We start from the raw sequence: 22,243 nt of genomic DNA on the forward strand, positions 1-22,243 counted from the left end.
GCCCTGATGGCCCATGAGCTGTATACCCGTACCAACCAGAAGCTCTTCTTCGCGGGCTTGTCGCTGGAGTCTTGGCGCAAGGCGGAGGAGGGGCGGGCGATGAATGCCCAGGCGATGGTGCAGTCCGAACGCGAAGCCGCGCTCTTCCACCTCTACGGCGCATTGCTTGGGCTCTGTCACGAGATTGCCGGGTACTACCGCCTGCCAGAGGCCAATGCGCCACGGGTAGAGCTTCTGCTGACGGCGGACGTGCTGGCAGTTGCTCCCAGTCCTGAGTTGGCCGAGCTGGTGGAGCTTGCGCAGCAGGGCGAGACCTGGTTGGCGGAGCTTCTTGCTGCCTATCGCGCGCTCTTCCAGCCGCCCCAGGTGCCGAAGCAGGCAAAGGTTGATCCAGGCCTGCCGCTGATCACTGCGGTCAATGTGGGAGAGGAAATTGCCCCGTTGTCGCGCGAGACGCTGGAGTCTTGGCGGCAAAACCTGAAATCCCTTGCTTTGCGCTTTCGGGAAACCTTGAGCGAGTGCTGATTTGATCGGCGGACTAGGGCGTGATGGCGGCTGGCTGTTACAATAGCCGCCTTTCGTGGAGAACTGAGCTTATGTCTACGTCCTTTCTGGAAATAGTCGAACTGCCTGATGGTCGCATTATCCTGCGCCGGGCTGATGACGAGGAGGCGTTGGTGACGCTGGACTTCTCCTCTGATGCCAAAGCTTTCCTTCAGGGACATCACCTGGAAGTCGCCAAGGCCATGCTGAACGTCGGCGTGCAGATGGCCGGTCGTCTGGCCGAGGGCGACATGGCGCACGACGAAGGTCCTCGCGTCCTGCATTGAAGATGAAACCGAATCTTCGAGTGATTCGGTTACAGTCTGATGTCTACGGGCGCTGCTCGTGGCCTGTTCCCGCTCCCCTTTCTAGCCCAGCAGAATGTTCAAGCTTTGTGCGCTGCCCTGGCGTGCGGCGTGGGCTAGCTGGCGTTTAGCTTTCTGTCCCAGTTGGAGCCAGCTGACGACGGTGTGGCTGCGGCCCAGGCGCAGTGCTTCGCAGGTCAGCTCAAGGGCGCTCTGTTGCCCTCGGGGCTGAAGCAACAGGATGCGTTCACGATTCAGGCCGGACTCACGCAGCCAGTCTCGGGTCAGGCCGGCGGGGGCGCCAATCAGTGTCAGCCAGCGCGCATCTTGTTCTTCGCTCAGCTCGCGCAGCACGGAGGCCAACAGATGGCGGCAGTGCCCGGTCGCACCGCGCAGCGAAAGCTCGCTGAAGGCTTCCGGTTCTTCCTGTTGGGGCTCAACCACCACCTCCGTCAGCATTGGCACCACGGGGTTGGCCAGAATAGCGTCATGGAACAGCGGGAGCTGCGACCGACCAAGCGACTGCGGGAACTGCATAAGGCCTCCTTTAGCGGCGGATTACGCCGACACTCAAACCTTCGATCACCAGGTCTTGTTCATCAAGGTTGACTTCGATTGGGGCGAACTCGGGGTTCTCGGCAATCAGCCAGACCTTGTCACCCTCGCGCTTGAAGCGCTTGACGGTGACGTCGTCACCCAGGCGCGCTACCACCACCTGCCCATTCCGGACCTCACGAGTGCTATGTACTGCAAGCAGGTCGCCGTCATAGATTCCGATGTCCTTCATGGACATGCCGCGAACGCGTAGCAGGTAGTCGGCGCGAGGATGGAAGAAGTCCGGGTTGATGCGGCAGGATTCTTCAATGTTCTGTTGTGCGAGGATGGGGGCGCCGGCGGCGACCCGGCCTATCACAGGCAGCCCGTCTTCGTCGTGGTTGCCGGGCTCGAAGCCGGGGATGCGAATGCCGCGTGAGGCACCGGGGGTCATCTCGATAGCGCCTTTGCGGGCCAGAGCCTTGAGGTGTTCTTCGGCGGCGTTGGGCGATTTGAAGCCGAGTTGCTGCGCAATCTCTGCGCGGGTAGGGGGAAAGCCATTGTCTTCAAGGCAGCGCTTGATGAATGCGAGAATCTCGGCTTGGCGGGGCGTCAGTTTCAGCATGGCGGCGCTCTGTCTTTTTATACAGTGACTGGGATTATATACAGTGATCCGTCCTTGGCAACGCTTCTTTTCAAGTGAGGGGCGAACAGGCGGGCTTGCTGGGGGAGGTCGCTTCTTCCAGGGCAGTGATGGCGGGGCGGGTGACCGTTGCGTCAGATAATGGTGAGCACGGCTTGACAGGGCAGCCGGCTGAAACGTATGTTTCAAACAAGTGTTTGTCAGGCGGAGGAGCCATGGCCCAGTCGGAAACCGTTGAACGCATTCTGGATGCTGCGGAACAGCTGTTCGCGGAGAAAGGCTTTGCCGAGACTTCGTTGCGCCTGATCACCAGCAAGGCCGGGGTGAACCTGGCGGCAGTGAACTACCACTTCGGATCTAAGAAGGCGCTGATCCAGGCGGTCTTCTCGCGCTTCCTCGGTCCGTTCTGCCAGAGCTTGGAGCGTGAGCTGGACAGGCGCCAGACCAAGGCGGAAAGCAAGGCCAGCCTTGAAGAGCTGCTGGAAATGCTCGTCGAACAGTCGCTGGCAGTCAAACCCCGAAGCGGCAATGATCTGTCAATTTTCATGCGACTGCTCGGGCTCGCATTCAGTCAGAGCCAGGGACACCTGCGCAAGTACCTTGAAGAGGTTTACGGCAAGGTCTTTCGTCGCTACATGCTGCTGGTCAACGAGTCGGCCCCGAAAGTACCTCCACTGGAGCTGTTCTGGCGCGTGCATTTCATGCTCGGTGCTGCCGCATTCAGCATGTCCGGTATCAAGGCGCTGCGGGCTATGGCGGAAAATGACTTCGGTGTTAATACCTCCATTGAGCAGGTCATGCGCCTGATGGTGCCCTTCCTGGCTGCCGGCATGCGAGCTGAAACGGGGGTCACCGACGAAACATTGGCCAGTGCCGTTCTCAAGCCCCGTAGCAAGACTCCCGCAGTGCCCGCCAAGGCTTAAAACGATGGGCGCAGGCAGGCTGATCGGCTAAGCTTGCGGCCCATGCAAACCCTCGATCTCCTGCATATCTCCATTGCCGACCAGCAGCTCTACGGCTTTGCCGATGGGCGGCTGGTGCTGCGCATGCCCGTGTCTACAGCGCTGAACGGCGCGGGCGAAACCAGTGGTTCCAACTGCACTCCCCGCGGCCTGCATCAGGTGCGTGCGCGCATCGGGGAGGGGCTGCCTCTCGGTGCGGTGCTGCGTGGCCGACGTTGGACTGGCGAAGTCTGGAACGCCGAGCTACATGAGTGCTTCCCTGGGCGTGACTGGATCCTCAGCCGCATCCTCTGGTTGAGCGGTCGCGAGCCTGGGCGCAATCGGTTGGGCAACGTGGACAGCTTCCGTCGCTATATCTATTTGCACGGTACGCCGGACAGCGAGCCCATGGGAGTACCCCGTTCCCATGGGTGCATTCGTCTGCGCAATGCCGATGTGCTGGAACTCTTCGACCGGGTACCCGTCCACTGTGCGGTACGCATAGACGAAGCGCCGTGCCCTGTCTGGGCGGCGGCTGAACTCTCCTAAGGATTTTCCATGCAAGGTTCCTTGATGCTGGATGTCGGCGGCACCTGGCTGAGCGCTGAGGATCGACAGATCCTCCGTCAGCCGGAAGTCGCCGGTCTGATCATTTTTGCCCGCAATATCGAGAGCCCCCGGCAGGTTCGAGAACTCTGCGCGTCTATCCGCGCTGTGCGTCCTGACCTGATTCTTGCTGTCGACCAGGAAGGTGGGCGCGTGCAACGTCTGCGACAGGGCTTTCTGCGCCTGCCGGCCATGCGAGCCCTGGCCGACAACGACAATGCCGAGCACCTGGCCGAGCAATGCGGCTGGCTGATGGCGACGGAAGTATTGGCAGTTGGCCTGGATATCAGCTTCGCGCCGGTGCTGGATCTCGATCACCAGCGCAGCGCCGTGGTTGGCAGTCGTGCCTTCGAGGGAGATCCGGAACGCGCCGCGCGCCTGGCCGGCGCCTTCATTCGTGGCCTGCGCCAGGCCGGTATGGCTGCCACCGGCAAGCACTTCCCTGGCCATGGCTGGGCGGAGGCCGACTCTCATGTGGCTATCCCGACAGACGAGCGTAGCCTCGAGCAGATTCGCGCAAGCGACCTGGTTCCCTTTACCCGGCTTGCGTCGCAACTGGATGGCATGATGCCGGCCCACGTCATCTATCCGCAGGTGGACAACCAGCCCGCCGGCTTCTCCCGGCGCTGGTTGCAGGACATCCTGCGTGGCGAACTGCAATTTTCCGGTGTCATCTTCAGTGATGACCTGTCCATGGCTGGCGCCCACGTGGTGGGCGACGCTGCCGAGCGTATCGAAGCTGCCTTGTCCGCCGGCTGCGATATGGGCCTGGTATGCAATGACCGAGCGTCTGCCGAACTGGCCCTCGAGCGTTTGCAGCGCCTGGGCGTCACGCCACCGGCGAGCCTGGCGCGCATGCGCCGCCGCGCCTTCCCCGGTACCGAGTACCGACAGGATCCCCGCTGGCTGCAGGCTGTTGCAGACCTGCGTGAAGCCCAGTTGATCGATTGAGGAAACCTCCATGACCGTCTTCGCCATCATCGGTGGTACAGGCCTGACCCAGCTCGATGGCCTGAGCATGAAAGCCCTGCTCAACCCTGAGACGCCCTATGGCGCGCCCTCGGCCGGTATCGTCCACGGCGAGTATGCCGGACACGACGTGCTGTTCCTGGCCCGCCACGGACATCCGCACCGGATTCCGCCACACAAGGTCAACTACCGCGCCAACCTCTGGGCGCTCAAGCACGCCGGTGCCCAGGCGGTGATTGCGGTGAACGCGGTGGGTGGCATTCATCCGGCGATGGGCAGTGGTCACCTGGTGGTACCGCACCAGGTCATCGATTACTCCCACGGCCGCATCGGCACTTTCTTCGAGGGCGATCTGGACCATGTGACCCATATCGATTTCAGTCATCCCTACGACGAAGGTCTGCGCGGCAAGCTGCTGGCCGCGCTGAATGCCTGCGACTATCCGCACAGCGACTTCGGTGTCTACGGCTGTACCCAGGGGCCGCGCCTGGAGACCGTTGCCGAGATCACCCGTCTCGAGCGTGACGGCTGCGATATCGTCGGTATGACTGGTATGCCCGAGGCGGCTCTGGCGCGCGAGTTGGACCTGCCTTACGCCTGCCTGTCGCTGGTGGTCAATCCGGCTGCCGGCAAGTCCGAAGGCATCATCACCATGGCCGAGATCGAAGCCGCGCTGGCCGAGGGGATAGGCAAGGTGCGCGATGTCCTGGCCCATCTGTTGAAAAGTTGAGTGCCCTGCCGGACGGGGTCGTGCCACGATCTCGTCCGGGGCATGCCACTGACCGCACCGCCACAGGCTGGAATCACGCGAAGCGGGGCAGGGGCGCGAGCAGCGCGTCGATATCGTCTTCCTGCAATCGCCAGTCTTCTTTCTCGCGACCGTCGAGAACACCTCGCGCCAGGGCGGCCTTCTGCGCCTGCAGTTGCTGGATTTTCTCTTCCACCGTGCCGCGCGAAATCATGCGGTACACGAACACGGGTTTATCCTGGCCAATGCGATACGCACGGTCGGTGGCTTGCCGCTCCACGGCCGGATTCCACCAGGGGTCGTAGTGGATCACCGTATCGGCGGCGGTGAGGTTGAGGCCCGTGCCTCCGGCTTTGAGGCTGATGAGAAAGAGCGGCACTTCGCCGTTCTGGAAGCGTTGCACCGGCGTCCTCCGGTCGCGGGTATCGCCGGTGATCTGCACGTAGTCGATGCCGTGCTTATGCAGTTCGCCCTCGATCAGGGCCAGCATGCTGGTGAACTGCGAGAACAGCAGGACCTTGCGGCCTTCGGCAATCAACTCGTCAAGCATCTCCATCAGGCTGTCCAGCTTGCCTGAGCTGCTGCCACGCGGCGAACGGGCGCCGCTTTCTTCGATCAGGCGCGTGTCACAACAGACCTGGCGCAGCTTCAGCAGCGCTTCCAGGATCACGATCTGGCTGCGCGCCAGCCCCTTGCGGTCGATTTCGTCGCGTACCTTGCTATCCATGGCCAGACGCACCGTTTCGTAGAGGTCGCGCTGACGATCGCTGAGCTCGACCCACTGGGTGATCTCGCTCTTGGCCGGCAGTTCCGTGGCCACTGCTTCCTTGCTGCGGCGCAGCAGGAAGGGTTTGAGGCGCGCATTCAGGTGAGTCAGCCGCGTGGTGTCACCCTGCTTCTCGATGGGATTGCGGTAGTTGCGCAGGAAGCTCTGGCTGTCGCCGAGCCAGCCGGGCATCAGGAAGTGGAATAGCGACCAGAGTTCGCCGAGGTGGTTTTCCAGGGGCGTGCCTGTCAGGCAGAGGCGTTGGCGTGCCTGCAACTGACGGGCAGCCTGCGCGGCCTTGCTCGTGGGGTTCTTGATGTACTGCGCCTCGTCGAGGATCAGCAGGTGCAGCGGCAGTTCCGTGAAGTGCTCCAGATCGCGCGGGAGCAGGGCGTAAGTGGTCAGCAGCAGGTCATGTTCTGCCATGTGCGCGAAGGCTTTCTTGCGTCCCGGACCATGAAGGGCAAGGGTGCGCAGATCCGGCGCGAAACGTGCCGCTTCGTCGAGCCAGTTGGGGATCAGGCTGGTGGGCATCACGACCAGGGCAGGGCGGTCCAGGCGGCCGGCCTCTTTCTCAAGGAGCAGGTGGGCCAGGGTCTGCAGCGTCTTGCCCAGGCCCATGTCGTCGCCGAGGATGCCGCCCGCACCAACCTCCCGCAGCGTTTGCAGCCAGGCCACACCTTCGAGCTGATAGTGGCGGAGTTCCGCGTTCAGGCCTTTGGGTGGCGTCACGGCGACCTTTCCGCTGTCGCGTAGTTTGCGCGCGAGTTCGCGCAACTCATCACCGCCTTGCCACTGCAGATCCAGGTTCTCCAGCTGGCTCAGGCGTGCTGCGTCGGGCCGGCTCAGGCGAAGAGACTGCCCCGGCTCCTGGTCGCGTTGATAGAGCTCCCCTAGAGTGGTCAGGACGGGTTTGAGCCGGGAGAAGGGCAGCATCACCTGCAAGGGGCGGCCATCGGAGGCGCGGGTGGCGTCCAGCTGCAGGCGCAATTGCTCGTCGTCCCTGCGGCGTTGCAGGTTCTGTGGGTCCAGCAACTCCGGGTTGCGCTGAATCAGGCGCAGCAGCACGGGCAGCAGGCTGATGCGGCGATCTTCGACGACGATGCCCAGTTCGAGGTCGAACCATTCGCGGCCGGGTGCTTCGTCCACTTCGGCGTACCAGCCTTCGACCTGGGTCAGGTCGAACTGGAAGCCAGGACGCATATCGATCTGCCAGCCTTGCTCACGAAGTGCAGGCAGGTGTTCTCGCATGAAATGCAGCCATTGCTCGTCGCTGGGAAGCTCGAACATTTCAGCGCTGTTTGCCGGGAGCGCCAGGCTCTGCCGCAACGACTCCTTGAAACCCAGTTGGCGCAGGCTGTCGCGCCAGGCCTGTTCAGCCTTGGGCTGGCGGGCGATGGAGATTCGTTCGCCGTTGACCCGGTGGTGCAGTCGCTCGGGGCGCATCGGTTTGCCGTGGGCATGGGCGCCGCCGTAATCGAACAGCAGCCCGGCGCGGTGCTGTTGGCTGCCGACCATGCGGCCGCTGCGCAGGTCGTACTGGCTCTGGGCATGGCTGCCGAGAATCAGGTGTGGGACCGGCATCAGGTCGTCCACCGGTCGTTCGCTGGGGGTGGGCGTCAGTTGCCAGCCGGAGGCGGGTTGTGCCAGCAGATGGACGATGGCTGCGACGCAATGCTTGCAGTTGAAGCCCACGGGGCAGCTGCAGCGGCCGACGACGCCCAGGCCCTGGGGGGCCAGTCGAATCAACTGGGTATAGAAATGGCCGGCGGAACCTTCACAGCTGGTTTCGATGGCGGTGTCGCTCAGGCTGAGCAGGCGGATGCGGTCTTCTTTCGCGTAGGCCTGGCCCCGCGAGACGGCGCCTGGATCGAAGTCCAGGTGCCAATCCACGTGCCTCAGTTGGTCGAGCAGGGCGCTCATGGGGCCTTAGAGCGGGCTGACGCGAATCAGGATGCCCAGGTTGCCGTGGTCGAGGTAGGTGAGTTCGCCGTTCTTGAGGCGGGTGCCTTGGCGCAGGCGCTCGCTGGTGTTGATCAGGCCGCTGCCGTCGAACTGGTTGATCCAGAAGTCGGCTCGGGCATCGACGCTGCGATCAAGGGTGAGGGCCAGGGTGCCTTCCACCGGATAGTGGCCCAGTTGCTGCTCGCCGGAGGTCACCGACACGCTGTTCGGGGTGGCGGACAGGTTCTGGGACCAGGCCTTGTGCAAAAGGACTTCATAGCCGGCATTGGGGTTGAGTTTGGCCGCTTCGCCATCGAGGGCCGTACCGCGCTCGCTGCCCGCAATGGATTGGCTGCCTGCTGCCCAGTCATCCGGGGCCGGCTGGCTGGCAGGAATGGGGTCGCCGGCCTGGCGGAAGATGATCATCTCCACCGAGTAGAGGCCGTCGGCGAAGGCTGCCGGGGCCAGCAGGGCGAGCAGCAGGGCGAAGTTACGGATGGCACGCATGGTTATTCCTTATAGGGGCAATCATTCCGCAGACTACTGCGGGGTCAGGCGTTCGAACAGCGCTTCAAGGGTATTGAAGCGTTCTTCCGGGCGCTCCATGGGCACCTGGAACTTGAACAGGGTGGCGCCTTCGAACTTGTAGCGCTTGGGTTGGCCCTGGATCAGCTTGATCAGTACCAGCGGATCGACGCACGTCGTGGCGTCGAACTCGATGCGACCCCCTTGCGGGCCGGCATCGACCTTCTTGATGCCGAGCTTCTCCGCCTGCAACTTGAGCAGGGTCATGCGCACCAGGTGCTTGGTGGGCTCGGGCAGCAAGCCGAAGCGGTCGATCATCTCCACCTGCAGCTCCTTCAGGCCGTCTTCGTCGGCTGCCGAGGCGATGCGTTTGTAGAGGATCAGCCGCGCGTGCACATCGGGCAGGTAGTCCTCGGGAATCAGCGCCGGTACCCGCAGGTTGATCTCCGGGCCGCCGCCCAGCGGCTGCTCCAGATTGGGCTGTTCGCCCTTGCGGATGGCCTTCACTGCCCGTTCGAGCATTTCCATGTAAAGGGTAAAGCCGACCGCCTGAATCTGGCCGCTCTGGCCATCGCCCAGCAGTTCGCCGGCACCCCGGATTTCCAGGTCGTGGGTGGCCAGGACGAATCCAGCGCCCAGGTCCTGCGCGTTGGCAATGGCTTCCAGGCGCTTCTGCGCGTCATCAGTCATCTGCTTGCGCGGGGGCGTCAGCAGGTACGCGTAGGCCTGGTGATGGCTGCGGCCGACGCGGCCACGCAACTGGTGCAGCTGGGCCAGGCCGAACTTGTCGGCGCGCTCGATGACGATGGTGTTGGCGCTGGGGACGTCGATGCCGGTCTCGATGATGGTCGAGGCCACCAGCACGTTGAAGCGCTTGTGGTAGAAGTCGCTCATCACTTGTTCGAGTTCGCGTTCGCGCATCTGGCCGTGGCCGACGGCGATGCGCGCTTCCGGCACCAGTTCGGCCAGCTCGGCGGCGCATTTCTCGATGGTCGCCACCTCGTTGTGCAGGTAGTAGACCTGGCCGCCACGCAGCAGCTCGCGGAGCAGGGCTTCCTTGATGGCGGTGGTCTGCCGTTCCATGACGAAGGTGCGCACCGACAGGCGACGCGCCGGAGGCGTGGCGATGATCGACAGGTCGCGCATGCCCGCCACGGCCATGTTCAGCGTGCGCGGGATGGGCGTGGCGGTCAGGGTGAGGATATCCACCTCGCTGCGCAGCGATTTCAGCTGCTCCTTCTGGCGCACGCCGAAGCGGTGTTCCTCGTCGATGATGGCAAGGCCCAGGTTCTTGAAGCGCACGTCATCCTGCAGCAGTTTGTGGGTGCCGATGATGACGTCGATCTTGCCTTCGGCCAATTGCTGCGCCGCACCTTCCACTTCCTTGGCGGACTTGAAGCGGCTCATCACCTCCACGGTCACCGGCCAGTCGGCAAAACGGTCGCGGAAGCTGTTGTAGTGCTGTTGGGCGAGCAGGGTGGTGGGCACCAACACGGCTACTTGCCTGCCGCTGTGCACGGCGACGAAAGCGGCACGCATGGCCACTTCGGTCTTGCCGAAGCCGACGTCGCCGCACACCAGGCGATCCATGGGCTTGGGCGCCAGCATGTCGGCCAGTACGGCTTCGATGGCAGTCTGCTGGTCCGGGGTTTCCTCGAAGGGGAAGCCGGCGGAGAAGGTGGCGTAGTCGGCCTTTGGGTCCTTGAAGGCGTAGCCTTCGCGAGCGGCGCGGCGGGCGTAGATGTCCAGCAGTTCGGCGGCGACATCGCGCACCTGCTCGGCGGCCTTGCGCTTGGCTTTCTGCCAGGTTTCCGAGCCCAGTCGATGCAGGGGTGCCAGCGCGTCATCGCTGCCGGTGTAGCGGGCGATCAGGTGCAGGCTGGCAACCGGTACGTAGAGCTTGGCTTCCTCGGCGTATTGCAGGGCGAGGAATTCGGCGGCCTGGCCGTCAATCTCCAGGGTGATCAGGCCGAGGTAGCGGCCAACGCCATGATCGATATGCACCACGGGCGCGCCCTCGCGCAGCTCGGCGAGGTTCTTGATGACGTTGTCGCCAGCGTCGCTACGGCGTTCGCGGCGGCGGCGCTGCATCACGCGCTGGCCGAACAGTGGGCTTTCGGCGATCAGCGCCAGGCCCGGGTCGTCCAGCAGCAGGCCTTCATCCAGTGGTGCAATGGTAATGGCCAGGCGCTCGGCGCTGGCGACGAAGGCTGGCCAGCCTTCGACTTCCTGCGGGCGCAGCTTGAGGCGGGCGAGCATTTCCAGGAGGACTTCGCGGCGTCCGGCGGATTCGGCGCTGAACAGCACGCGCCCGGGGAATTCCTCCAAGAAGCGACGCAGGGCGGCCAATGGCTCGGTGGCTTTGGCCTGGATGGCCAGATCCGGGAGGGCGCGGGCGGAGAAGCGTTCGCGGCCGACGCCTGGTTCGATGTCTTCCTGGCTAAGTACCAGGCGTGGCGAACCTTTCAGGCGGGCGAAGCAGTCCTCTACCGGGAGGAACACTTCGGTGGGCGGTACCAGCGGGCGCTCCGGGTCGACACGGCGTTCTTCGTAACGGTTGCGCACGTCGGTCCAGAACTGCTCGGCGGCTTGCTCGATGCCCGGCAACGAGAACACCTGGGTGTCCGACGGCAGGTAGTCGAAGAGGGTGGCCGATTCCTCGAAGAACAGCGGCAGGTAGTACTCGATACCGGCCGGGGTGATGCCGCTGGTGAGGTCCTGATAGATGGGGCAGCGGCGGAAGTCGACGTCGAAGCGCTCGCGGAAGCGGCCGCGGAAGTCGGTCACGGCCTTCTTGTCCAGCGGGAACTCGCGGGCCGGCAGCAGGCGGATGGATGCCACCTTGTCTACCGAGCGCTGGGTTTCCGGGTCGAAGGTGCGCAGGGTTTCGATCTCGTCATCGAACAGGTCGATCCGATAGGGCTGGTCGCTGCCCATGGGGAACAGGTCGATGAGGGCGCCACGCACGGCGAACTCGCCGTGTTCGTAGACAGTGTCCACGCAGCGGTAGCCGGCCGCCTCCAGGCGCAGGCGCATCTGCTCCACATCGAGCTTCTGGCCGACATCCAGCACCAGGCTGGAGCCCAGCAGGAAGCGGGTCGGCGCCAGGCGGTGCAGGGCGGTGGTGATGGGCACCACGAGCACGCCACGCTTGACTCCGGGCAGTCGATAAAGGGTGTCGACGCGCTGGGAAATGATGTCCTGGTGCGGCGAGAAGAGGTCGTAGGGCAGCGTTTCCCAGTCAGGGAAGTGCAGGACGTCCAGGTCGGGAGCGAAGAACGCGAGTTCCTGCTCGAGACGTTCGGCGGTCTGGCTGTCGGCGGTCAGCAGCAGCGTGAAACGCTTGCCAGTGCTGGCAGCTTCGGCGATGGCCAGGCTGAGGGCGGCACCGGGCAGGTTGCCCCATTGCTGCTTGCCGGCGGCGGAGGGCAGGGGTGGGAGGCGCAGTACGGACACGGGCAGTTGGGCTCCGGTCGGAAAAAGATCGGCGGATTGTAACTATCCCGACTAGCGGATGTCAGTGTTGAGGCTGCTGCTGATTGCCGGCGACTGCGCGCGCCGTCATAATGTAGCCCCTTTTTTCATCCCCTACATGTGGAAGGTACTGCCCGTGACTCAGAAGCCCGACCAGTGTCTCGGTGAATGGATCGATCGTGAAGCCCTCGCGGAAGCCATGATTCCGATGATTGGCCAGCTCTATCGCAACAACAATGTTGTGACTTCGATCTATGGCCGTGGCCTGATCAACCGCTCCGTGATCGCCATCCTCAAGGCTCACCGCTTTGCTCGTCATCGCCTGGCGGACGAAGCCGAGCTTTCGGTTCACGAAACCTTCCCGATCCTCAAGGCCATGAGCGAGCTCAAGCTGGGCGCCGCTTCCGTGGACCTGGGCAAGATGGTTGCCAAGTTCAAGGCCGAAGGTAATGGCCGCAGCATCGAGCAGTTCACCAAGGACGAGCTGGCCGACGTGGTTGGCAAGCAGAACGGCGCTGCCCGTGAAGGCACTGACGTCGTCCTGTACGGTTTCGGCCGTATCGGTCGCCTGCTGGCGCGCATCCTGATCGAGAAAACCGGTGGTGGCGACGGCCTGCGTCTGCGTGCCATCGTCGTTCGCAAGGGCGCCGAGAATGACCTGGTCAAGCGCGCCAGCCTGCTGCGTCGCGACTCCGTGCACGGTCCGTTCGACGGCACCATCGTCATCGACGAAGAACACAACACCCTGACCGCCAACGGCAACCTGATCCAGGTGATCTACTCCAATGATCCCGCCTCGATCGACTACACCGCCTATGGCATCAAGAACGCCCTGCTGGTGGACAACACCGGCAAGTGGCGCGACGCCGAAGGCCTGAGCCAGCACCTGAAGTGCCCGGGTATCAATCGCGTCGTCCTGACCGCTCCGGGCAAGGGCGCCCTGAAGAACATCGTTCATGGCATCAACCATGGCGAAATTTCCCCTGATGACAAGATCATCTCGGCAGCTTCCTGCACCACCAACGCCATCGTGCCGGTGCTGAAGGCGGTCGACGATCAGTACGGCATCGTCAACGGCCACGTCGAAACCGTTCACTCTTACACCAACGACCAGAACCTGATCGACAACTTCCACAAAGGCAGCCGCCGCGGCCGCAGCGCTCCGCTGAACATGGTGATCACCGAGACCGGTGCCGCCACCGCCGCCGCCAAGGCCCTGCCGGTGCTGAAAGGCAAGCTGACCGGCAACGCCATCCGCGTACCGACGCCGAACGTCTCCATGGCCATCCTCAACCTGAACCTGGAGAAGGCCACCAGCCGCGACGAGATCAACGAATACCTGCGCCAGGCGGCCATGCATTCGGACCTGCACAAGCAGATCGACTACGTCTCCTCCCAGGAAGTGGTGTCCTCTGACTTCGTCGGGTCCCGTCATGCCGGCGTGGTAGACGCCGAAGCCACCATCTGCAACGACAACCGTGTCGTCCTGTACGTCTGGTACGACAACGAGTTCGGTTACAGCTGCCAGGTGGTCCGCGTGATGGAAGACATGGCAGGTGTAAACCCGCCGGCCTTCCCTCAGTAATAAGTTGTGACCTGTGAAAAACGGGAGCTTTCGGGCTCCCGTTTTTCATTTTTACGTCTGTAATCGGATAACAAGAATCGCTTGGGGAATTCCCAGATGGAAGGACATCACCTTCACCAGGGGCCGCTCAAAAGGGGCCTGAAAAACCGCCACATCCAGCTAATCGCGCTGGGCGGCGCCATCGGCACCGGCCTGTTCCTGGGGTCGGCCGGGGTGCTCAAGTCGGCCGGTCCTTCGATGATTCTCGGCTACGCCATTGCCGGTTTCTTCGCTTTCCTGATCATGCGCCAGTTGGGCGAGATGATCGTCGAGGAACCCGTGGCGGGCTCCTTCAGCCACTTCGCCCACAAGTACTGGGGTGGTTATGCGGGCTTCCTCGCCGGCTGGAACTACTGGGTGCTCTACGTGCTGGTGGGTATGGCCGAGCTGACGGCGGTGGGCAAGTACATCCAGTTCTGGTGGCCGGACGTGCCCACATGGGTATCGGCTGCGGTCTTTTTCGTGCTGATCAATCTGATCAATCTCGCCAACGTGAAAGCCTTCGGTGAGACCGAGTTCTGGTTCGCCCTGATCAAGGTGGTGGCCATCATCGGCATGATCGTCCTCGGCATTTATCTACTGGCCAGTGGCGAAGGTGGACCGCAGGCGGCGGTCGACAACCTCTGGAGCCACGGCGGCTTCTTCCCCAATGGCATCGAAGGCCTGGTGATGGTGCTGGCCATCATCATGTTCTCCTTCGGTGGCCTGGAGCTGGTAGGCATCACCGCTGCCGAGGCCAGTGAGCCGAAGAAGGTGATCCCCAAGGCGATCAATCAGGTGATCTATCGCATCCTGATCTTCTACATCGGTGCGCTCAGCGTGCTGCTGATGCTCTACCCGTGGGACAAGTTGCTGGAGACGCTGGGCGCCGCCGGCGATCCCTACAGCGGCAGCCCCTTCGTGCAGATCTTCTCGCTGATCGGCAGCGATACGGCTGCGCATATCCTCAACTTCGTGGTGCTGACGGCTGCCTTGTCGGTCTACAACAGCGGCGTTTACTGCAACAGCCGGATGCTCTACGGCCTGGCCGAGCAGGGCGATGCGCCCAAGGCGCTGATGAAGGTGGATGACCGCGGTGTACCGGTGCTGGCCATTGGCGTTTCTGCCCTGATCACCTTCCTCTGCGTGGTGGTCAACTACCTTGCGCCGCAGAAGGCCCTTGAGCTGTTGATGGCTCTGGTGGTGGCAGCGCTGGTGATCAACTGGGCGATGATCAGTCTGTCTCACCTGATGTTCCGCAAGAGCATGAATGCCCGTGGCATCCAGCCTTTCTTCAAGGCGTTCTGGTACCCCATCGGCAATTACCTGTGCCTGGCCTTCGTGGCGCTCATCCTGGGCGTGATGCTGATGATTCCGGGCATCAATGTGTCGGTCTACGCCATCCCCTTCTGGCTGGCGCTGATCGCTGTCTGCTACTACTTCAAGCGGTCTGCCTCGCGCGCTACGGCTCACTGAGGCACACGGAGGAGCGAAAAGCGGGAGCCATGGGCTCCCGTTTTTCATTTCGCACAGTGCCTGCCAGGGCGTGGGTCGACATGGCTTTGTCGGGGCAGGGCAGGATGGCTTGCTGTTCAGAGCTGGACGCCCGGTAGTCTGCTGTTTGTTAAGTCGCTGAAAAGAAAGGACTTGGGTGGCAAGGGAGGGTATGGCTCTCTATAATCCGCCGCTTAATCGTTCGGAATTCAGCACATTCGTGCCAGGCATGGCCTGGCGCGAGGCTGGTCATTTGGCTGGCGGGCTAGGGCCGGGCAGTATTCCTGTTTCAGGCGAAACCTATGATCAGAATCAAGCGAGGGCTGGACCTGCCAGTGGCGGGGGAGCCGGCTCAGCGAGTCGAGGCCGGGCGCCCGGTTCGGAGCGTTGCCGTCATCGGCTTCGACTATCACGGCATGAAGCCGACCATGGAGGTTCAGGTGGGGGATCGGGTCAAGCTCGGTCAGCCGCTGTTCGCCGACAAGAAAAGCCCAGGCGTCATCTACACCGCGCCAGGTGCCGGCGTTGTCAGCGCCATCCACCGTGGCGAGCAGCGCGTGCTGCAGTCCGTGGTGATCGACCTTGAGGGCGATGACGAGGTGGTTTTCGAGCAGTATCCCGCTGAGCGACTCGGCCAGCTCGACCCCCGGCAGGTCTGCGACAACCTGGTCCAGTCCGGCCTCTGGACTGCCCTGCGTACTCGGCCGTTCAGCCGCGTGCCGGCCATCGACGCCACGCCCAGCTCCATCTTCGTCACGGCAATCGACACCCAGCCGCTTGCCGCCGATCCCGCCCTCGTGATCGCCGAGCACGCCGCGGACTTCGAGCATGGTCTCAGCGTCCTTTCCCGGCTGGCCCGCATTTTCCTCTGCAAGGCCGACGGCACCACACTGCCGGGCGAAAGCCTGGCCCAGGTGCGCAGCGAATCCTTCGCCGGCCCGCACCCGGCCGGCCTGCCCGGCACCCACATTCATTTCCTCGACCCGGTGAGTGCCGGCAAGAGCGTCTGGCATATCGGTTACCAGGACGTGATCGCCATCGGCAAGCTGTTCACCAGCGGTCGCCTCTGGGTCGAGCGCGTGGTGTCCCTGGCTGGCCCGGTGGTAGAAAACCCGCGCCTGCTGCGCACCCGCCTGGGCGCCAGCCTGCACGAGCTCACCGCCGGTGAGCTGCAGCCCGGTGCCAACCGTGTGGTGTCCGGCTCTCTGCTGGGTGGGCGTACTTCCCGCGGCGCTTGTGCCTACCTCGGGCGTTACCACGTGCAAGTGTCTTGCCTGCGTGAGGGCAACGACCGCGAGCTGCTGCACTACCTGCGTGCCGGGGTGAACAAGCACTCGGTGCTGAACATCTTCGTCTCGAAGCTGCTGGGCGGTCGTAAGTTCGCCTTCAACACCAGCACCAATGGCAGTCCGCGCGCCATGGTGCCGGTGGGCAACTATGAGGCGGTGATGCCGCTGGACATCCTGCCCACCCAACTCCTGCGCTATCGATCGTCGGCGACACCGAAATGGCGCAGAAGCTCGGCTGCCTGGAGCTGGACGAAGAAGACCTGGCGTTGTGCAGCTATGTCTGCGCCGGCAAGTACGAGTACGGCCCCATCCTGCGGGACAACCTCAGCCGAATCGAGAAGGAGGGCTGATGTGAGCCTGCGTAAATTCCTCGACAAGATCGAGCATAACTTCGAGCACGGCGGCCGTTACGAAAAGTGGTACGCCCTCTATGAAGCGGTCGATACCTTTTTCTATCGTCCGGCCAATGTGACCCACACGACCGCCCACGTGCGCGACGGTATCGACCTCAAGCGCATGATGATCACCGTCTGGCTCTGCACCTTCCCGGCCATGTTCTTCGGCATGTGGAACGTCGGCTACCAGGCCAACCTGGTGTTCGCGCAGAGCCCCGATCTGCTGGCGGCCCAGGAAGGCTGGCGTTTCACCCTGATCGGCGCGCTGGCCGGGTTCGACCCGAACAGCCTGTGGGACAACTTCATCCAGGGCGCGGCCTGGTTCCTGCCGATCTATGCGGTGACCTTCATCGTCGGTGGCTTCTGGGAAGTGCTCTTCGCCTCCATTCGCCGCCATGAGGTGAACGAAGGCTTCTTCGTCACCTCCGTGCTTTTCGCCCTGACCCTGCCGCCGAGCATCCCGCTCTGGCAGGTGGCCCTGGGCATCAGCTTCGGTGTGGTGCTGGGCAAGGAAGTCTTCGGCGGAACCGGCAAGAACTTCCTCAACCCGGCCCTGGCGGGTCGTGCCTTCCTGTTCTTCGCCTATCCGGCGCAGATTTCCGGTGACGCGGTCTGGACCGCAGTGGACGGCTTTGCCGGCGCCACCTCGCTGAGCCTTGGCGCCGCTGGCGGTGTCGACAATATCGTCGGCCACGGCATCAGTTGGATGGACGCCTTCCTCGGTACCATCCAGGGCTCCATCGGCGAGACCAGCACCCTGGCCATCCTGATCGGTGGCGGTGTGCTGCTGATTACCCGCATTGCGGCCTGGCGCATCGTTGCCGGCGTGATGCTGGGCATGATTGCCACCAGCTGGCTGTTCAACGCCATCGGCTCGGACACCAATCCGATGTTCGCGATGCCCTGGTACTGGCACCTGGTCCTGGGTGGATTCGCCTTCGGCATGATGTTCATGGCCACCGACCCGGTGTCCGCGTCCATGACCGATACCGGGAAATGGCTGTTCGGTGCGTTGATCGGCCTGATGGTGGTGCTGATCCGTGTGGTCAACCCGGCCTTCCCGGAAGGCATGATGCTGGCGATCCTCTTCGCCAACCTGTTCGCGCCGCTGATCGACCATTTCGTCGTCCAGGCCAATATCAAGCGGAGGCTGGCACGCAATGGCTAACCAGAAAGAATCCACTGTCCGCACCCTGATGGTGGCCCTGGTGGTCTGCCTGGTGTGTTCCGTGTTCGTCGCCGGTGGCGCGGTGGCACTGAAGCCGGTGCAGGTGGAGAACCGTGAGCTGGACAAGCAGCGCAGCATTCTCACCATTGCCGGCCTGGCCGAGCCGGGCATGTCGGCCGATGAGGTGAAGAAGCTCTACGCCGAGCGCATCACTGCCAGGGTGGTCGATCTGTCCAGCGGTGATTTCTCCGATGAGATGAAAGCCGCTGGCTTCGACCCGCTGAAGGCCGCCAAGGACCCGCAGCTGTCCGACGCGCTACCTGCCGAGCAGGACATCGCGTCCATCAAGCGCCGCGAGCGTTTCAGTACCGTCTACCTGGTGGAGCAGGACGGCCAGTTGCAGACCCTGATCCTGCCGGTTCGCGGCTATGGCCTCTGGTCGACCCTCTACGGTTTCCTGGCGCTCAAGGGCGACCTTAATACCGTTGTCGGCCTCGGCTTCTACCAGCACGGTGAAACCCCTGGCCTCGGTGGCGAAGTGGACAACCCGAAATGGAAGGCGCTGTGGAACGGCAAGAGCCTGTTCGATGAGCAGGGCCAACTGGCTATCCGCATCATCAAGGGCAGCGTCGACGCCGGTTCGCCCAGCGCGAGCCATCAGGTGGATGGCCTGGCGGGCGCTACGCTGACCAGCAAGGGCGTCAACAACCTGCTGCATTTCTGGCTGGGCAAGAACGGCTTCGGCCCGTTCCTGGCCAAGCTGAACAACGGGGAGGCATGAGCATGGCGCAACCCACTATCCGGTCGGTCCTGCTGGACCCGATCCTGCACAACAACCCCATCGGCTTGCAGATCCTGGGCATCTGCTCGGCGCTGGCGGTCACGTCCAACCTGAAGACCGCGCTGGTGATGTCCATCGCCCTGACCCTGGTCACCGGCTGCTCCAACCTGTTCATCTCGATGATCCGCAGCCAGATCCCGAGCTCGATCCGCATGATCGTACAGATGGTGATCATCGCGTCCTTGGTGATCGTGGTCGACCAGGTGCTCAAGGCTTACGCCTTCAGCCTGTCCAAGCAGCTCTCGGTGTTCGTCGGCCTGATCATCACCAACTGCATCGTGATGGGCCGCGCGGAAGCCTTCGCCATGGCCAATCCGCCGCTGCTGTCCTTCTTCGATGGCATTGGCAATGGCCTGGGTTATAGCGCCATGCTGATCGTCCTCGGCGTCGTTCGCGAGCTGCTCGGCGCTGGCAAGCTGCTGGGCTTTGAGGTGCTGCCGGTGATCAATGACGGTGGCTGGTACCAGCCCAACGGCCTGCTGCTGTTGCCGCCTTCGGCCTTCTTCCTCATCGGCCTGATCATCTGGGCGTTGCGTAGCTGGAAGACCGGGCAGAAGGAAGCGCCGGCCTACAAGATCGCGCCCCAGGTATCCAACAAGGAGGCCTACTGATGGAGCATTACCTCAGCCTGTTCGTGAAGGCCGTGTTCGTCGAGAACATGGCCCTGGCCTTCTTCCTCGGCATGTGCACCTTCATCGCCATTTCGAAAAAGGTGGAAACCGCCATCGGCCTGGGCATCGCGGTCATCGTGGTGCAGGCCATCACCGTGCCGGCCAACAACCTGCTGTACAGCCTGTTGCTGAAAGATGGCGCCCTGGCCTGGGCAGGGCTGCCGGACGTGGACCTGTCCTTCCTCGGCCTGCTCAGCTACATCGGCGTGATTGCCGCCATCGTGCAGATCCTCGAGATGCTGCTCGACAAGTACGTGCCCTCGCTCTACAACGCCCTCGGCGTGTTCCTGCCGCTGATCACGGTGAACTGCGCCATCATGGCCGGCTCGCTGTTCATGGTGGAGCGCGACTACAACCTGGGTGAGAGCGTGGTCTACGGCGTCGGCTCGGGTTTCTCCTGGGCACTGGCCATCGCCTTGCTGGCGGGTATCCGCGAGAAACTGAAATACAGCGATGTTCCCGAGGGCCTGCAAGGCCTCGGCATCACCTTCATCACCATCGGCCTGATGTCGCTCGGCTTCATGTCGTTTTCCGGTGTGCAGCTCTAAGGAACGGACATGCTGAGTTTTGAAATCTTCCTCGCCATCGGCATGTTCACCGCCATCGTCCTCGGGCTGGTGGTGATCATCCTGGTGGCTCGCGCCAAGCTGGTGTCCAGCGGTGACGTGAACATCGTCATCAACGGCGAGCGGACCATCACCGTGCCCGCCGGCGGCAAGCTGCTGCAGACCCTGGTCTCCCATAACGTCTTCCTCTCTTCCGCCTGTGGTGGCGGCGGTACCTGCGCCCAGTGCAAGTGCGTCGTCGAGAGCGGTGGCGGCGAGATGCTGCCCACCGAAGAATCCCACTTCACCCGCCGCCAGGCGAAGGAAGGCTGGCGCCTGTCGTGCCAGACCCCGGTGAAGCAGGACATGCACATCGAGGTGCCGGAAGAGGTCTTCGGCGTGAAGAAGTGGGAATGCACGGTGGAGTCCAACCCCAACGTGGCCACCTTCATCAAGGAGCTGACCCTGCGCCTGCCGGAAGGGGAGAGCGTGGATTTCCGCGCCGGTGGCTACGTGCAGCTGGAGTGCCCGCCCCACCAGGTGGCCTATAAGGACTTCGACATCCAGCCCGAGTACCGGGGCGACTGGGACAGGTTCAATCAGTGGAAGTACGTGTCCAAGGTCGAGGAGACGGTGATCCGCGCCTACTCCATGGCCAACTATCCGGATGAGAGGGGCATCGTCAAATTCAACATCCGTATCGCCTCGCCGCCGCCCGGCAAGGACGACCTGCCACCGGGCCAGATGTCTTCCTGGGTGTTCAGCCTCAAGCCGGGTGACAAGGTGACGGTGTACGGTCCTTTCGGCGAGTTCTTCGCCAAGGACACCGACGCCGAAATGGTCTTCATCGGCGGCGGCGCGGGCATGGCCCCGATGCGTTCGCACATCTTCGACCAGCTCAAGCGCCTCGGCTCCAAGCGCAAGATCAGCTTCTGGTACGGCGCACGCTCTCTGCGCGAAGCCTTCTATGCCGAGGAGTACGACCAGCTGGCCGCCGAGAACCCGAACTTCCAGTGGCACCTGGCGCTGTCCGACCCGCAACCGGAAGACAACTGGACCGGGCTGAAGGGTTTCATCCACAACGTGCTCTATGAGAACTACCTCAAGGACCATCCGGCCCCCGAGGATTGCGAGTTCTACATGTGCGGCCCGCCGATGATGAACGCTGCGGTGATCAAGATGCTCACCGACCTCGGCGTGGAGCGGGACAACATTCTGCTGGATGATTTCGGTGGCTAGGCCCATCGCGCTGTTGCTCTCGGCCAGCCTCCTGCTGGCCGGGTGCGGCGATCGCCTGGAGCAGTTCGGCGGGCCCACCATGGGCAGCAGCTACTCGGTGAAATACGTGCGCAGCGCTTCCGGACCCTCGGTCGAACAAGCTCGCCACGAGGTGGAGGGCATCCTGGCGGAAATCGATCAGCAGATGTCCACCTACCGCGCCGATTCCGAGGTGGAGCGCTTCAATGCCTTGCCGGCGGGCAGTTGTATGGCGCTGCCGGCCTCGATGCTGGAACTGGTGTCGTTCGCCAGCGACCTGTCGAAGGACAGCGATGGCGCCTTCGACATGACAGTGGAGCCGCTGCTCAACCTCTGGGGCTTCGGTCCGCAGTCCCGTGGCAACCAGGTACCCAGTGCCGATGCCATTGCTGCCGCGAAGGTCGGGGTTGGTCAACAGCACCTGTCCGTTAGTGGCCAGCAGCTGTGCAAGGACGCGCCGGTGCAACTGGACTTCAACAGCATCGCCGCCGGCTATGCGGTTGATCGCGTGGTGACGCGGCTGGGCGAGCTGGGTGTCGGTAGCGCCCTGGTGGAAATCACTGGCGAGTTGAAGGCTGTCGGCCGCAAGCCTGACGGTACGCCCTGGCGAGTCGCCATCGAGGCGCCGCGGGATGACCGTCAGATAGCGCAGAAGATCATTCAGCTCGATGGGCTCGGGGTCTCGACTTCAGGCGACTATCGCAACTATTTCGAGAAGGACGGCAAGCGCTATTCCCATACCCTCGACCCCAAGACGGGGGCGCCCATCAACCACAACCTCGCAGCGGTCACGGTGGTGGATGAGTCGGTGCTACGGGCGGATGGCCTGTCCACGCTGCTGATGGTGCTGGGGCCGGAGGCGGGCAGGGCCTATGCTGAACGCCACGACATCGCCGCCTTTTTCGTGACCCGTGAAGGCCAGGGCTTTGTCAGCCAGGGCAGCAGCCGCTTCCGCGAACTGTTCGAGCAACAGGAGAAATGA

The 22,243-nt window shown here is 63.1% G+C and carries 19 protein-coding genes and 1 pseudogene; 15 read left to right on the forward strand and 5 right to left on the reverse strand.

Going from position 1 to position 22,243, the window contains the following annotated elements; genetic code table 11:
• Positions 1-6 precede the first annotated feature (6 nt).
• Positions 7-525 carry a DUF6586 family protein gene (locus THL1_RS10625; RefSeq protein ID WP_069083235.1) on the forward strand — a complete coding sequence of 173 codons (519 nt, stop codon included), beginning with the start codon at positions 7-9 and terminating at the stop codon, positions 523-525.
• Positions 526-596: 71 nt separating this feature from the next.
• Positions 597-830: a hypothetical protein gene (locus THL1_RS10630; protein WP_069083236.1), complete on the forward strand. Its 234-nt coding sequence runs from the start codon at positions 597-599 to the stop codon at positions 828-830.
• Positions 831-911: 81 nt separating this feature from the next.
• Here THL1_RS10630 and sulA read toward each other — a convergent pair whose 3' ends face one another.
• Both sulA and lexA read right to left on the reverse strand, forming a co-directional pair.
• A complete protein-coding gene (gene sulA, locus THL1_RS10635; RefSeq protein WP_069083237.1) occupies positions 912-1,385 on the reverse strand; it encodes an SOS-induced cell division inhibitor SulA in 474 nt (157 codons plus the stop codon).
• Between the two features lie 10 nt (positions 1,386-1,395).
• Entirely contained in the window at positions 1,396-2,007 is a 612-nt protein-coding gene (gene lexA / locus THL1_RS10640) for a transcriptional repressor LexA (protein WP_069083238.1), read from the reverse strand.
• Positions 2,008-2,240: 233 nt separating this feature from the next.
• Here lexA and THL1_RS10645 point away from each other — a divergent pair, with 233 nt between their 5' ends.
• Genes THL1_RS10645 through THL1_RS10660 form a run of 4 tightly spaced genes read left to right on the forward strand, consistent with a single transcriptional unit; the run spans position 2,241 to position 5,271 of the window.
• Positions 2,241-2,948, forward strand: coding sequence for a TetR/AcrR family transcriptional regulator (locus THL1_RS10645; protein ID WP_069083239.1), 708 nt, complete (start codon positions 2,241-2,243; stop codon positions 2,946-2,948).
• A gap of 42 nt (positions 2,949-2,990) precedes the next feature.
• Positions 2,991-3,515 carry a L,D-transpeptidase gene (locus tag THL1_RS10650; RefSeq protein ID WP_069083240.1) on the forward strand — a complete coding sequence of 175 codons (525 nt, stop codon included), beginning with the start codon at positions 2,991-2,993 and terminating at the stop codon, positions 3,513-3,515.
• A 9-nt stretch (positions 3,516-3,524) separates the two neighbouring features.
• Complete coding sequence (nagZ, locus tag THL1_RS10655; RefSeq protein WP_069083241.1) at positions 3,525-4,523, forward strand: beta-N-acetylhexosaminidase; 999 nt, start codon at positions 3,525-3,527, stop codon at positions 4,521-4,523.
• A gap of 10 nt (positions 4,524-4,533) precedes the next feature.
• The gene (locus THL1_RS10660; protein WP_069083242.1) at positions 4,534-5,271 is read left to right on the forward strand and encodes an S-methyl-5'-thioinosine phosphorylase; all 738 of its coding nucleotides are present in this window, start codon (positions 4,534-4,536) and stop codon (positions 5,269-5,271) included.
• Between the two features lie 73 nt (positions 5,272-5,344).
• Here the strand turns inward: THL1_RS10660 and THL1_RS10665 are convergent, their stop codons facing one another.
• From THL1_RS10665 to mfd, 3 genes are read right to left on the reverse strand one after another with little or no spacing between them, the layout of a single operon-like run.
• A complete protein-coding gene (locus THL1_RS10665; RefSeq protein WP_177343825.1) occupies positions 5,345-7,978 on the reverse strand; it encodes a DEAD/DEAH box helicase in 2,634 nt (877 codons plus the stop codon).
• Positions 7,979-7,984: 6 nt separating this feature from the next.
• Positions 7,985-8,506, reverse strand: coding sequence for a CsiV family protein (locus THL1_RS10670; RefSeq protein ID WP_069083243.1), 522 nt, complete (start codon positions 8,504-8,506; stop codon positions 7,985-7,987).
• 33 nt (positions 8,507-8,539) lie between these two features.
• Positions 8,540-11,980, reverse strand: a complete 3,441-nt coding sequence (gene mfd / locus THL1_RS10675) for a transcription-repair coupling factor (RefSeq protein WP_069083244.1) — start codon at positions 11,978-11,980, stop codon at positions 8,540-8,542.
• A 136-nt stretch (positions 11,981-12,116) separates the two neighbouring features.
• Here mfd and THL1_RS10680 point away from each other — a divergent pair, with 136 nt between their 5' ends.
• From THL1_RS10680 to THL1_RS10720, 9 genes and pseudogenes are all read left to right on the forward strand, one after another.
• Complete coding sequence (locus THL1_RS10680) at positions 12,117-13,583, forward strand: glyceraldehyde-3-phosphate dehydrogenase (RefSeq protein WP_069086476.1); 1,467 nt, start codon at positions 12,117-12,119, stop codon at positions 13,581-13,583.
• Positions 13,584-13,679: 96 nt separating this feature from the next.
• Positions 13,680-15,077, forward strand: a complete 1,398-nt coding sequence (locus THL1_RS10685) for an amino acid permease (RefSeq protein WP_069083245.1) — start codon at positions 13,680-13,682, stop codon at positions 15,075-15,077.
• 320 nt (positions 15,078-15,397) lie between these two features.
• Positions 15,398-16,734 (forward strand): annotated as a pseudogene (locus THL1_RS10690) (Na(+)-translocating NADH-quinone reductase subunit A).
• A gap of 1 nt (position 16,735) precedes the next feature.
• Positions 16,736-17,947, forward strand: a complete 1,212-nt coding sequence (locus THL1_RS10695; RefSeq protein ID WP_069083246.1) for an NADH:ubiquinone reductase (Na(+)-transporting) subunit B — start codon at positions 16,736-16,738, stop codon at positions 17,945-17,947.
• The gene (locus THL1_RS10700) at positions 17,940-18,728 is read left to right on the forward strand and encodes a Na(+)-translocating NADH-quinone reductase subunit C (protein ID WP_069083247.1); all 789 of its coding nucleotides are present in this window, start codon (positions 17,940-17,942) and stop codon (positions 18,726-18,728) included. The genes THL1_RS10695 and THL1_RS10700 overlap by 8 nt, the downstream gene beginning before the upstream one ends.
• Positions 18,725-19,399 carry an NADH:ubiquinone reductase (Na(+)-transporting) subunit D gene (locus tag THL1_RS10705; protein ID WP_145928283.1) on the forward strand — a complete coding sequence of 225 codons (675 nt, stop codon included), beginning with the start codon at positions 18,725-18,727 and terminating at the stop codon, positions 19,397-19,399. Before THL1_RS10700 ends, THL1_RS10705 begins: the two co-directional genes overlap by 4 nt.
• The gene (nqrE, locus tag THL1_RS10710; RefSeq protein ID WP_069083249.1) at positions 19,399-20,007 is read left to right on the forward strand and encodes an NADH:ubiquinone reductase (Na(+)-transporting) subunit E; all 609 of its coding nucleotides are present in this window, start codon (positions 19,399-19,401) and stop codon (positions 20,005-20,007) included. The genes THL1_RS10705 and nqrE overlap by 1 nt, the downstream gene beginning before the upstream one ends.
• Positions 20,008-20,016: 9 nt before the next feature.
• Positions 20,017-21,243 carry an NADH:ubiquinone reductase (Na(+)-transporting) subunit F gene (gene nqrF, locus THL1_RS10715; protein ID WP_145928284.1) on the forward strand — a complete coding sequence of 409 codons (1,227 nt, stop codon included), beginning with the start codon at positions 20,017-20,019 and terminating at the stop codon, positions 21,241-21,243.
• A complete protein-coding gene (locus THL1_RS10720; protein ID WP_069083250.1) occupies positions 21,227-22,243 on the forward strand; it encodes an FAD:protein FMN transferase in 1,017 nt (338 codons plus the stop codon). Before nqrF ends, THL1_RS10720 begins: the two co-directional genes overlap by 17 nt.

It is taken from the genome of Pseudomonas sp. TCU-HL1 (assembly GCF_001708505.1).
Taxonomy (GTDB): domain Bacteria; phylum Pseudomonadota; class Gammaproteobacteria; order Pseudomonadales; family Pseudomonadaceae; genus Metapseudomonas.

Coding starts and splice junctions, on each gene's coding strand:
- THL1_RS10680 (WP_069086476.1), top strand. CDS start 12,117: ATGTGGAAGGTACTGCCCGTGACTCAGAAGCCCGACCAGTGTCTCGGT.
- THL1_RS10670 (WP_069083243.1), bottom strand. CDS start 8,506: ATGCGTGCCATCCGTAACTTCGCCCTGCTGCTCGCCCTGCTGGCCCCG.
- sulA (WP_069083237.1), bottom strand. CDS start 1,385: ATGCAGTTCCCGCAGTCGCTTGGTCGGTCGCAGCTCCCGCTGTTCCAT.
- THL1_RS10720 (WP_069083250.1), top strand. CDS start 21,227: ATGATTTCGGTGGCTAGGCCCATCGCGCTGTTGCTCTCGGCCAGCCTC.
- nqrE (WP_069083249.1), top strand. CDS start 19,399: ATGGAGCATTACCTCAGCCTGTTCGTGAAGGCCGTGTTCGTCGAGAAC.
- THL1_RS10630 (WP_069083236.1), top strand. CDS start 597: ATGTCTACGTCCTTTCTGGAAATAGTCGAACTGCCTGATGGTCGCATT.
- THL1_RS10705 (WP_145928283.1), top strand. CDS start 18,725: ATGAGCATGGCGCAACCCACTATCCGGTCGGTCCTGCTGGACCCGATC.
- THL1_RS10685 (WP_069083245.1), top strand. CDS start 13,680: ATGGAAGGACATCACCTTCACCAGGGGCCGCTCAAAAGGGGCCTGAAA.
- nagZ (WP_069083241.1), top strand. CDS start 3,525: ATGCAAGGTTCCTTGATGCTGGATGTCGGCGGCACCTGGCTGAGCGCT.
- THL1_RS10700 (WP_069083247.1), top strand. CDS start 17,940: ATGGCTAACCAGAAAGAATCCACTGTCCGCACCCTGATGGTGGCCCTG.
- THL1_RS10625 (WP_069083235.1), top strand. CDS start 7: ATGGCCCATGAGCTGTATACCCGTACCAACCAGAAGCTCTTCTTCGCG.
- THL1_RS10645 (WP_069083239.1), top strand. CDS start 2,241: ATGGCCCAGTCGGAAACCGTTGAACGCATTCTGGATGCTGCGGAACAG.
- THL1_RS10665 (WP_177343825.1), bottom strand. CDS start 7,978: ATGAGCGCCCTGCTCGACCAACTGAGGCACGTGGATTGGCACCTGGAC.
- THL1_RS10650 (WP_069083240.1), top strand. CDS start 2,991: ATGCAAACCCTCGATCTCCTGCATATCTCCATTGCCGACCAGCAGCTC.
- lexA (WP_069083238.1), bottom strand. CDS start 2,007: ATGCTGAAACTGACGCCCCGCCAAGCCGAGATTCTCGCATTCATCAAG.
- nqrF (WP_145928284.1), top strand. CDS start 20,017: ATGCTGAGTTTTGAAATCTTCCTCGCCATCGGCATGTTCACCGCCATC.
- THL1_RS10660 (WP_069083242.1), top strand. CDS start 4,534: ATGACCGTCTTCGCCATCATCGGTGGTACAGGCCTGACCCAGCTCGAT.